Origin of the sequence: uncultured Sphingorhabdus sp. (genome assembly GCF_937872355.1) — a bacterium.
GTDB lineage: Bacteria > Pseudomonadota > Alphaproteobacteria > Sphingomonadales > Sphingomonadaceae > Sphingorhabdus_B.
Window position 1 is genome coordinate 1 of record NZ_CALMSV010000068.1, and the last position, 10,530, is coordinate 10,530.

General features: G+C 57.1%; 9 protein-coding genes, 1 tRNA gene and 2 pseudogenes. 5 read left to right on the top strand and 7 right to left on the bottom strand.

Annotated elements, in window-relative coordinates:
* The 4 genes and pseudogenes from Q0239_RS03860 to Q0239_RS03875 all read right to left on the bottom strand — a co-directional run.
* Nucleotides 1–534, bottom strand: a pseudogene (locus Q0239_RS03860) (N-6 DNA methylase); the annotation flags it as partial.
* Between the two features lie 17 nt (nt 535–551).
* A complete protein-coding gene (locus Q0239_RS03865) occupies nt 552–887 on the bottom strand; it encodes a HigA family addiction module antitoxin (protein ID WP_298598710.1) in 336 nt (111 codons plus the stop codon).
* A gap of 22 nt (nt 888–909) precedes the next feature.
* Nucleotides 910–1,200: a type II toxin-antitoxin system RelE/ParE family toxin gene (locus Q0239_RS03870; protein WP_298598712.1), complete on the bottom strand. Its 291-nt coding sequence runs from the start codon at nt 1,198–1,200 to the stop codon at nt 910–912.
* Between the two features lie 58 nt (nt 1,201–1,258).
* On the bottom strand, nt 1,259–1,519 hold the full coding sequence (locus Q0239_RS03875; protein WP_298598715.1) for a hypothetical protein: 261 nt from the start codon (nt 1,517–1,519) through the stop codon (nt 1,259–1,261).
* Between the two features lie 86 nt (nt 1,520–1,605).
* Here Q0239_RS03875 and Q0239_RS03880 point away from each other — a divergent pair, with 86 nt between their 5' ends.
* Complete coding sequence (locus tag Q0239_RS03880; RefSeq protein ID WP_298598718.1) at nt 1,606–1,809, top strand: AlpA family transcriptional regulator; 204 nt, start codon at nt 1,606–1,608, stop codon at nt 1,807–1,809.
* 28 nt (nt 1,810–1,837) lie between these two features.
* On the opposite strand, the gene Q0239_RS03885 is transcribed toward Q0239_RS03880, so the two are convergent.
* The 3 genes from Q0239_RS03885 to Q0239_RS03895 all read right to left on the bottom strand — a co-directional run bounded on the left by Q0239_RS03885 (nt 1,838) and on the right by Q0239_RS03895 (nt 6,555).
* Nucleotides 1,838–3,091, bottom strand: coding sequence for an integrase arm-type DNA-binding domain-containing protein (locus Q0239_RS03885; protein WP_298598721.1), 1,254 nt, complete (start codon nt 3,089–3,091; stop codon nt 1,838–1,840).
* 219 nt (nt 3,092–3,310) lie between these two features.
* A tRNA-Leu gene (locus Q0239_RS03890) sits at nt 3,311–3,397 on the bottom strand.
* Between the two features lie 107 nt (nt 3,398–3,504).
* Complete coding sequence (locus Q0239_RS03895) at nt 3,505–6,555, bottom strand: type ISP restriction/modification enzyme (protein WP_298598723.1); 3,051 nt, start codon at nt 6,553–6,555, stop codon at nt 3,505–3,507.
* A 324-nt stretch (nt 6,556–6,879) separates the two neighbouring features.
* On the opposite strand from Q0239_RS03895, the gene Q0239_RS03900 reads away from it, so the two are divergent.
* The 4 genes and pseudogenes from Q0239_RS03900 to Q0239_RS03915 all read left to right on the top strand — a co-directional run.
* Nucleotides 6,880–7,800, top strand: a complete 921-nt coding sequence (locus Q0239_RS03900) for a complex I NDUFA9 subunit family protein (protein WP_298598732.1) — start codon at nt 6,880–6,882, stop codon at nt 7,798–7,800.
* Complete coding sequence (locus Q0239_RS03905; RefSeq protein WP_298598726.1) at nt 7,797–8,198, top strand: hypothetical protein; 402 nt, start codon at nt 7,797–7,799, stop codon at nt 8,196–8,198. Before Q0239_RS03900 ends, Q0239_RS03905 begins: the two co-directional genes overlap by 4 nt.
* 29 nt (nt 8,199–8,227) lie before the next feature.
* Nucleotides 8,228–9,028 (top strand): undecaprenyl-diphosphate phosphatase, encoded by an 801-nt coding sequence (locus Q0239_RS03910; RefSeq protein WP_298598729.1) that lies wholly within the window; start codon nt 8,228–8,230, stop codon nt 9,026–9,028.
* 143 nt (nt 9,029–9,171) lie between these two features.
* A pseudogene (locus Q0239_RS03915) lies at nt 9,172–10,530 on the top strand (NAD(P)-dependent oxidoreductase); the annotation flags it as partial.

The window sequence follows — 10,530 nt, forward strand, 5'->3', positions numbered from 1 at the left end:
TTTGCCCCCCAGCAATCCGATGCCATAGCAAAAAGCCAACCCGACAAGCCCATAATGCCGCTTCCCAAACCCCGCCCTGCCATATTTCAGCTCCACCGCCGCCAGTTTGCGTTGCAGGATCGGAACAAGGAAATTGCCACTGCCGCAGGCGGGTTCGAGAAAGCGGCTGTCTATTCGCTCGGTTTCACCCTTCACGAGATCGAGCATTTTTTCGACCAGCCAAGGCGGCGTAAAAACCTCTCCATGATCGGCAACGCGCTTTTTCGATTTAATTAGCTTATCGGGTGTGAAAAGCGGACCCTCGTCGCGGATGGCATCGAACTCGGCCTGCGGCGGCTTGATGCCGGTAGGTCGTTCGCTGGCACCGATCCGCCCGATGGTTTCCAGCGAGCGTATGATATGCGCGGGCGGCTGCGCCTTGCCCTCGTCCCATTCACAAACCAGTTCGGGCAGCACGCCGAATTCCTCGGCAATGTCCGCTACCGAAAAACCGGCTTCAAGCCGGCGTGCCGCAAATGTTGTCGAACCGCTCATGACCAGCTGCATTTCGCTCAAAGCGTTGCCGATGCGCGATTGTCTTCCGGCAAACCCTTGAATGGCAGCACCTTGATCTCCCCCTCGCGCTTCCGAGCCTGCGCGATGTCATAGCTGTTCTGCATCCGCATAAGCGTGTCCATCGACACGCCGAATGCCTTTTCGATCCGCAGCGCCATTTCGGACGAAAGCTGCGAATGTTCGTTCAGCAAGGTCGAGAGCGTGGCGCGGGTGACGCCCAGCACCTGCGCCGCTGCCGTCACCGACAAGCCCAGTGGCTCGATGATTTCCGATTTCACGAAACCGCCCGGATGCGCCGGGTTCTTCATGCGGATGCCTGCGATTGCGCTCATGTCCAGCTCCTAGTGCCAGTTCCTAGTGATAGTCTTCATAGTCAAGGTCGATGATCTCGATATCTTGACGGTCAATCCGAAACGTCATCCGCCAGTTCTTGGTCACGAACAGGCTCCACGTCCCCTTGCGGTCGCCGGTCAGCATATGTGCTTTCCAGCTTGGCACGGTACGAAGCTCCTCCTCGCGCTCCATGTCCTGGAGGAAGGAAACGATACGCTGCACCTTGGTGACAATAGCGGGCTGCAACCCGCTGGCGTCATCATTCTCGATAAAGCGCCGCAACCCTCTGTGGATCACGTTCCTGATCTTCATGGCGCCTCCTAGCAACAAAATCGTTCGGCGTCAAGTGACACCATACACCCTCAACCATTTATTCACTTTGCGATGGACTCAGATTAATGCCGTCAAACACCGGCAATGGCGGCGAACATTTCGGCCACGACTGTCCAGCTTTGGCGTCCAATTGAGCGGCTTTTCCGGCTGCCGATGCAATTTCGACCGATTCATCAAGAATAAAGTCCCGCCCTGCGCCACCACGCACCGCCGTCCATAGTCGGCTCTGTTCGATCACAGCCGTCCGTAGCCGTTCACCGCCGATTACCGCCTTTCGTCCGCCTGCGCTAACCGTCACCCAACAGGCCCTTGCGCGGGCAATTTGTTTCGCCAATCCTTTGCTCATGGGGAACCAATGACTGTCAAAGAATGGAAGTGCGTCCCATGTCCGACCCAGAACGAATTATCCGCCTCAAAACCGTGCTTTCCCGCACCGGCCTTTCGCGCTCGACCATGTATCGCAAGATCGCCGAGGGCACCTTCCCGTGTCAGGTCCGGATCAGCATCCATGGCGCTGGCTGGCGCGAGTCCGCCGTAAACCAATGGATCGCCGATCCAGTTGGCTTTCGAAACGAGCACGCTGGCTGACCTTGACCTAGCCCCGCGCACCGCCCGTTCAAACCGCCTTAAGGTGCGAACGTGATTTTTTCGCGGTCCGGTCCGGCTCTGGAAACGGCACAACACCCCCGCCAAGGCGTAGCTGGTCGAGATAATCGCTCCACCATTGGTGCATTGCCACGCGTTCGTCCCAATAACGCCCGCGATTATAGACGCCGCGAACGCTGTTCGCATCGGAATGGGCAAGCGACCGCTCGATAGCGTCGGGTGCCCATTTGCCGCTCTCGTTGAGCAGCGTTGAGGCAGTGGTACGTAATCCGTGGGCGGTCACCTCACCCACCGCATAGCCTAATCGCCGGAACGCCTGATTGACCGTGTTCTCGCTGAGAGGGCGCTTGAACGTATGGAAGGCCGGAAACACGAAGCCGGTCGGTCCCGTCAAAGCGGACAGCTCTTCAAGATAGGCCAGCACCTGCCGCGACAATGGAATTTCATGCGGGCGACGCATCTTCATGCGTTCGGCGGGAATTTTCCACACAGCATTGTCCAGATCGAACTCGGCCCAGGTCGCTTTGCGGATTTCGCCGGGTCGCGCCATGACGTGCGGAGAGACCTGCATCGCCAGCCGCGTGATCGCATGCCCCGAATAGCTATCTATCGAGCGGAGCAATTCTCCGAGCTGCGCTGGTTCGAGGATGGCGGCATGATGCTTGACCTTGGGAACGATCATTGCGCCCCGCAAAATTGCAGTCGGGTCCGTCTCTCCCCGCCCCGTTGCCACGGCATAGCGAAACACGCGGCCAGCAAATGATCGACACCGCCGTGCGGTTTCATACTTGCCACGCGCCTCGATACGCTTGAGCGCAGCCAGAACATCCATCGGCTTAAGGTCGGTGATTGGGAAGGCAGCAATTGGCTGCAACTGCTCCAGCAGCCAGTTCACCTTGCTAATCGTGGTATCGGCGCGACCTTCTGCGACCATCTTGTCGATATATTCCTTGGCTACGTCACCAAAACTGTTCGCAGCATTGAAAGCGGCTGTCAGCTTTTCCCGCTTCCGCGCCATCAAGGGATCGATCCCGCTTTCAAGCTGCCGTCGGGCTTCGTCCCGTCGCCGCCGCGCTTCGGCCAAGCCAACATCGGGATAGCGACCAAGGGCAAGACGCTTCTGCTTGGCTGCGTGCCGATATTTGTATCGCCACAGTTTTGACCCGTTGGGATGGACCTCCAGATAGAGGCCTCGATCATCGCCAAGCTGGATGATCTTTTCGCCAGACCGGGCATTGCGGATTTGCAACTCTGTAAGCGGCATTTGCGACTCTCCTCATCGGGTTCCCGCGAGAGGGTCGGCAAGGCCATCAAGATGTGGTGCCATGAAGCATTTTTGGGTGGGGCCATTGGCCCGAAATATGACATTTCATGGCACCAGACCGTATGGTATCGCTTGACACTGCACGGGAACGGTGAGAGCAATTAATGGCAGAATTCTGCCGTTTTGTCGACCCTCTTGGGATGCCTTGGGATTGAAAAATGGTGCCCAGAAGAGGACTCGAACCTCCACGCCCTTGCGAGCGCCAGCACCTGAAGCTGGTGCGTCTACCAATTCCGCCATCTGGGCACGGGATGCGGCAATTCTTCGCCGTGGCGAAGCGCCCCGCATCAGGGTAGGCGCGCTCCTTTAACGGGTGTTGGCGGCTTGTCAACACTCGGGTTGGGGGTTTTGTCTCAATCCCACGCTGAACGATCAAGCGCCTTCATCGCTTCGGTGATCGCCACCGTTTCCACACTCACCTGCACCACCTTGGCCAGCAGGTCGATGCAGCTCTCCTTGTAGTCGGCGAAGCGATAGGTGTTGAATTTTTCGCGGATGGTCGGGTCGCGCGGGGTCTTTTCCTTGTGCTGGTCAAGCACCCAGTCGATGCCGCTGCGGTTGCCGAGGCGATAATCCCATGCTTCGCGGGGAATGCCCGATAGCTGGGTATCCTCGTCGATCACGATATTGCCCGTTTCAGGATTGCTTTTCAGCTTTGGCTTGGGATGGGTGCCATCGGCGCGTTTGGGGTTCGGCGTATCGGTGCGTTTCAGCTTGAACGGTTTCACCTTTTCATAGCCGATATGCAGATCGAGCAGCGCCTGCCCCCATGCCACCCATTGCGCGAAATCGGGGTAGAAGGGGATGCGCGGAAATTCGCGTTTCAGATTGAGCGCATATTTTTCGCGATAGAGCGGATCGTGGAGCACGGCATAGCAATAGGCGAAGATCACGTCCTTCGAGATCGAGGTCGTGTCGCCATAATGGCTCTTAAACTGCTGCACCGCCCAATCGGTGACATTGTCCACCCGCTCGCCGGACTTTGTGAAGCGATAGCGAGGGAACAGTTTTGTCTTTTCTATAAGATCGAGTGACGGGACGAGCGGCGTGGCTATCAAGTGGAATGGCTTACTAGCTGGAGCACCTGTCAGCGCAATGATTGGTTCATTTTCGCCGACGGGTAGGTAACGATCAAGCGCACCTCGTTCATCAACAAACGTATTTGAATCGTAAATTGCTCGGGAGGTAAAGGGTCTATACAACGATTGCCGGATTGTGCCCCGGTCAACGGGCGTTCCAGATTTTGACCGTGCAAGCCAACCTTTCAAGTTGCGTGACCATTTGATTGCACCATCTACAATTCCTGACTTTGCGGCATTGTCAAATCCTGCACGCAGTTCAGCGGCTTTGGAATTTAGTAAGCTAGCGCTCCTATCGAAAACCCATTCGTCACGATTAGTTGATACACCGATGGCAAACAGTTTGAATATGGATCTTTCTTTGCTTGAGGAAACTGCAGCCTTCGTCGCGGAATCACCAATTGGCAGCATCTCATCCCATCCGCCGACGCTCTCAGTATTTAGCCAATCTTGCCTTGAATTGGGTTTCACCTCGGTCAATGGCAACGCTTGCAGGTTCGCTCCACCGATCCAACTTAGCTTATCCTCGGCCGTCTCATCTTCAGGCCGCCGGATATAACGGATCGTGCAACCTTGAAGGCCCTTCTTCCGCACCAGATAGCAAATCGCCACGCCGGTCTGGATGCCAAACACATTATGTTTGGTGCCCGATAGTTTCGGGTTAGCCCGTACGTCGCCACCCAAATCGATAACCCATATTTCATTGAAATCCTGCGCCACCATCTTGCGGAAACCGTCGAACGTCCGGCTTTCAATGAAGCTGCGGTTGGTGATGAAGGCCAGCACCCCGTCTTCGTTCAGCCGGTCAGTCGCCCAGCGGAAAAAGCGTGAATACATATCATATAGCTTGGTCTTTTGTGCCGTGCTTGCCTTGATATAGGTTTGCTTGATGCGTTCATCGACGCGCGCATAGGCGCGGTTCTTGTTGTTATCATTCTCGTTCTGTTGATTGGCATTATAGGGCGGGTTGCCGATGATGACGCTGATCTTGCGTTCGTTCTGCCGCTTTACCCGCGCCATATTTTCATCGGCGATACCGCCGAACATATCATGCTGGTGCCCCGCATAGATGCCCAAGGCAGCAACATTATCGAGCGTGTCGACAAAGCAGAGATTGGGATATTCGGCAAACTGGCCGGTGATGGCGTGATAGGTTGCCTCTATATTCAGGTTCGCCACATAGTAAGGTAGGATTGCAACCTCATTGGCGTGCAATTCCTCCTTATATTTGTGCCGCAGCTTTTCATGATTGCCCCGGAAATGTTCAAGCAGTTCGACAATGAAGGTGCCGGTTCCGGTGGCCGGGTCGAGTATCTCCACTCCCTTGTCGACCAAATTCTTGCCGAAATGTTTTTCGCACAACCAATCGGCGCTGCGTATCATGAAGCGGACGATTTCGCCGGGCGTATAGACCACGCCCAAGCGGTCAGCGGCGAGCGGATTATAGACCTTGTAGAAATTCTCATACAGCGCCTTCAGAAAACCCTGCTTTTCCGAATGGCTTTCGATCAGCGATGCAGTGGCATCGATTCCCGCATAATAAGGCGCCAGAGCCTTTAGCAGGCGGGTCTTTTCGCCATAGCCGAACAGTTTGCCTTCAAGCGCATAAAGCTCTTTCGCGACATTATTCTGCTGATGGAATTCGGGGTTATCGAACACCTTGGCGAAAATATCTTCGGTCAGGATATGCTGGATCAGCATTTCCTGCACATCCTCTTCGCTGACCGCCGGATTGATCGCGTCGCGGGCGTGATCGAGGAATGCCTTTTCGGCGCGGGCGAAATCGGATGATGCGGCGCGCTTTTCGGCAATCATTTCACGCAGGGCATTCAGTACATCTGGCAAGTCTTTGCCAAATTGCGCCACGGCCTTTTTGAAATCTGCAATTTCGGCGCGTTCGTGCGCGAAGAAACGGCTCATCAGCCTGAAAAGGGCATCGGTATCGTCCATGGCGGCACGATCGATTTCGTGTCCGTCCTGCCAAAGGACGGCGGTTACGTCATCGGTGAAGACGATATTTTCCTTGGGATAGCCCTTGCGAAATTTGGCCTCGATCTCTTTATTCAGATCGTCGCTTTCGTCCTTTGCCTCCCAATGGCCAAAAGGGACGCGCAAGCTGTGTAGAAGCACGCCATCGACATAGATGCGATTGTCCTTGGGCGTCACAATATCATGTTCGGGCGCAAAGATCAGATCCTGACTTTTGCCCCACCGTTTGAGTAAATCCTTGAAGGCTTCGCGCAATACGCTTTCACGGCGACTGCCGGATATTTGGCGGAGCCTATCCAGTTCGGCACGATATTCATTGATAAGCTGACGGCTCAAAGAAAATCCCCTTTGCTCCGTTCTACCCGCTCCCCCGCCCCAATCAATCCCCCTCCATTGCACGGGCAGTTTTTGCCTGGGGTTATTTGTCCTCCCCATCGACTTGCGATGGGGAGGTGGCAGGCGGCGCGAGAGCGGCGACTGATGGAGGGACCTTCGACGTTGCAGTCCCCTCCACCACGCCTTCGGCGCGGTCCCCCTCCCCATCGCAAGTCGATGGGGAGGAGAGAGAGGGATGAAATCGCTCCCCTCCCCCCTTGAAACCCGACCCTTGCTGGTGCAAAGCGCGGTCCATCCTTTCTCCCCTTTTCAACTGGGCAAATGATGAGCGATCTTTCGGGCAAATTGGTGACGGTTTTCGGCGGCGGCGGTTTTGTCGGGCGTTATGTGGTGCAGGCACTTTGCGCGGCGGGTGCCCGTGTGCGCGTCGCGGTGCGCGATACGCGCGGTGCGGTGATCGTGAAGCCGTTGGGCAATCTCGGCCAGGTTTCGCTCTGCGCCGCTGACATTACCAAGCCCGCGACCGTTGCCAACGCTCTGGTCGGCGCAGACATGGCGGTGAATCTTGTCGGCAGCTTTGACAATCTGGATGCGATCCAGCGCGTGGGTGCGGCGAATGTCGCTCAAGCGGCGGCCAAGGCTGGCGTTACCGCCTTCGTCCATATGTCGGCGATCGGCGCAGACGCGAGTAGCGAAGCTGAATATGGGCGCAGCAAGGCGGGTGGCGAAGCGGCGGTGCGCGCGGCTTTCTCCAGCGCCAGCATCCTGCGCCCCTCAATCATCTTTGGCCGTGAGGACCAGTTCATCAACCGCTTCGCCGGATTGATCCGGATGCTGCCCATTGTGCCGGTGATTGGTGCCGATACGAAATTTCAGCCGGTGTTTGTAGGGGATGTCGCGCGCGCCGTGGTCGCTGCGTTGCAGGGCCCGGGCGGGCAGACGCTCGAACTTGGCGGGCCGCAGATTTTCTCGATGCTGCAACTGAACGAATGGATCGCCAAGGCGACCGGACACAAGAAGCTGTTTGTGCCTGTGCCCGATGCAGCCGCCAAGCTGCTCACCTTCATCCCCGGCGGGCCGATTTCGGGCGATCAGCTCAAGATGCTGGCGCAGGATAATGTTGTGTCGGGCGCGAACGGGTTGGAAGCGCTAGGCATTACCGCCACGCCGCTTGATGCCGTGGCGCATGACTGGCTGACGCTCTATCGCAAGCATGGCCGCTTTGGTGATGCGGCGGCGGCATGATCGCTGCGCGATTGCTGGCAATAATCTTGCTCTGCGTTTCCAGCCTATCGCTGGCTGCTTGCCGCAGCCACAGTTCGAGTGACTTCAAATCACCAGACGGCACGAAAACAATGCGATTAGAAATTGCAGATCCCGGGGCTGCAGGCACGGCTCGAGCACGAGTATATTTGGTCCAAGATGCCGGGAATGAAAGTGAAGAAGAGCATCTGGTGTTCTTCGGCGATGGCTGGCCCTTTGACGTTCGCTGGATCGACGAAAACGAAGCGATCATTTCAGCTTGTGACGCTCGAAAATACGAACATATAAGAATTGTATACGGTGCAAATGGGTCTGCAGACACAAGAATCCGACTCGTTTTCGAACCTACCGTTATCGATCAGACCTACTACTGCGGTTGATTAGCCGAGACTTGGGGGAAAATTTGCAGATGAGTGAATTCTGGACCGCCGTGATCCTCGGCATTGTTGAAGGCATCACCGAATTCCTCCCCGTATCCTCTACCGGGCATTTGATCCTCGCGACCGAGCTGATGGGCTATGATGCCAAGCGTTGGGCGCTGTTCAACATCGCCATCCAGCCTGGCGCGATCCTGGCGATTGTAGTGCTCTACTGGCGGACCTTCTGGGAGGTGTTTACCGGGTTGTTCAAATGGGACGCAAAGGCCGTGGCCTTTACCCGCAACCTGTTGCTGGCCTTCATCCCGGCCGTGGTGCTGGGGCTGGCCTTTGGCGACGCGATCGAACTGATGCTCGAAAATGCGGCGATTGTCGCATGGGCGCTGATCATTGGCGGCTTTGCGATATTGGTGGTGGAACGCTACGCCAAACCGCAAGAAATGGGCGGGGTGGCCGAAATCAGTTGGCAACGCTCAGCTATGGTCGGCGTGGTTCAGTGCCTTGCGATGATCCCCGGGGTCAGCCGCTCCGGCGCGACGATATTGGGGGCTATGGCGATGGGGGTCGACCGAAAGACCGCCGCCGAATTCAGCTTTTTCCTCGCCCTCCCAACTCTCACTGGCGCCACTGCGTTGCAGCTCTACAAGCACCGCAGCGAAGTGAGCGCGGACGATATGGGGTTGCTGGCAGTAGGCTTTGTCGTCTCCTTCTTTGTCGCCTGGGCGGTGGTGAAGGCCTTTCTCGCGGTGGTGACCCGTTACGGGTTCGGGCCCTTTGCCTGGTATCGAATCATAGCGGGGGTCGCGGCTTTGATATGGCTAGGAGCGATATAAGTCCGTAACGGCCCTTTTAAATTGAAATAAAGTTGCAGACGGAACTAACTTGGTTTCAAATGCGCTATAATAGGTCAGTATATTTACCCTATATGGCCGAATAGACCTTGAACATAGGTCAGGTGTCTCGCTATGGCCGCGGCATGGCACAAGAACGCATGCTCAAATTCGTTGGCACAGGCCAATCCTTCCCTGAAAAGCGGGAGGCCGTATTGCGTGCCGAAGACTTTCAGGAAATCGCCAACCGCTAAGCGCCTGAAACGGCGACAGAGCAGGCTTCCCGCTGTTCGCAATGCGGCGTGCCTTACTGCTCGGTGCATTGCCCGCTAGGCAACCACATCCCCGACTGGCTGCGCCTCACCGCAGAGGGTCGGTTGCGCGAAGCCTATGAACTGTCGAACCTGACGAGCACCATGCCCGAAATCTGTGGCCGCATCTGCCCACAGGACCGCCTCTGCGAAGGCAATTGCGTCATCGAATTTTCAGGCCATGGCGCGGTCACGATTGGCAGTGTTGAGAAATATATCACCGACACCGCTTGGGCCGAAGGCTGGGTCGAACCAATTCAGGTTAGCCCGGCGCGCGGCCAATCAGTCGGCATCATCGGTGCCGGCCCCGGCGGGCTGACGGCGGCAGAATATCTGCGCGTCGCGGGCTATGACGTCCACATCTACGACAGGCATGACCGTGCAGGCGGCCTCCTCACCTATGGCATCCCTGGCTTCAAGCTGGAAAAGGATGTGGTGATGCGCCGCGTCGAGCGATTGAAGGAAGCAGGCATCGTCTTCCACACCAATTTCGAAGTGGGCCGCGATGTCAGCCTCGACGATTTGCGCGCAAAGCATGACAGCGTGCTAATCGCCACCGGCGTCTACAAAGCACGCGACATCAAGACACCAGGCGTAGGCCTGTTGGGCATCCATGCGGCGCTCGACTATCTCACCGCTTCGAACCGCAAGGGCTTTGGCGATGCCGTTCCTGCCTTCGACGAAGGCACGCTGAACGCCGAGGGCAAGAATGTCGTCGTGATCGGCGGCGGCGATACCGCGATGGACTGCGTCCGCACCGCCATCCGCCAGGGCGCAAAGTCAGTGAAGTGCCTTTATCGCCGCGACCGCGACAATATGCCGGGGTCGCAGCGCGAAGTCGCAAATGCCGAGGAAGAAGGCGTCGAATTTGTCTGGCTCTCCGCACCCAAGGCGTTCGACGGCACAGATAGCGTCGAAAAGGTGCATGTCAGCAAGATGCGCCTCGGCGCTCCCGACGCCAGTGGCCGCCGCGCCCCCGAGCAGGACCCGGAAGGCGATTTCACACTCGATACCGATATGGTGATCACGGCGCTGGGTTTTGAACCTGAAGACCTACCAAACCTGTTCGGCTCACCCGACCTCAATATCACCCGCTGGGGCACCATTCGCGCCAACCATGTCACCGGCATGACCAACCTGCCCGGCGTCTTCGCGGTAGGCGATATCGTCCGCGGCGCGAGCCTCGTCGTCGTC

Excerpts from the sequence above, each read along its gene's own strand:
- Q0239_RS03865 (WP_298598710.1), bottom strand. The coding sequence starts at position 887 with ATGAGCGCAATCGCAGGCATCCGCATGAAGAACCCGGCGCATCCGGGC.
- Q0239_RS03870 (WP_298598712.1), bottom strand. The coding sequence starts at position 1,200 with ATGAAGATCAGGAACGTGATCCACAGAGGGTTGCGGCGCTTTATCGAG.
- Q0239_RS03880 (WP_298598718.1), top strand. The coding sequence starts at position 1,606 with ATGTCCGACCCAGAACGAATTATCCGCCTCAAAACCGTGCTTTCCCGC.
- Q0239_RS03885 (WP_298598721.1), bottom strand. The coding sequence starts at position 3,091 with ATGCCGCTTACAGAGTTGCAAATCCGCAATGCCCGGTCTGGCGAAAAG.
- Q0239_RS03900 (WP_298598732.1), top strand. The coding sequence starts at position 6,880 with ATGAGCGATCTTTCGGGCAAATTGGTGACGGTTTTCGGCGGCGGCGGT.
- Q0239_RS03905 (WP_298598726.1), top strand. The coding sequence starts at position 7,797 with ATGATCGCTGCGCGATTGCTGGCAATAATCTTGCTCTGCGTTTCCAGC.
- Q0239_RS03910 (WP_298598729.1), top strand. The coding sequence starts at position 8,228 with ATGAGTGAATTCTGGACCGCCGTGATCCTCGGCATTGTTGAAGGCATC.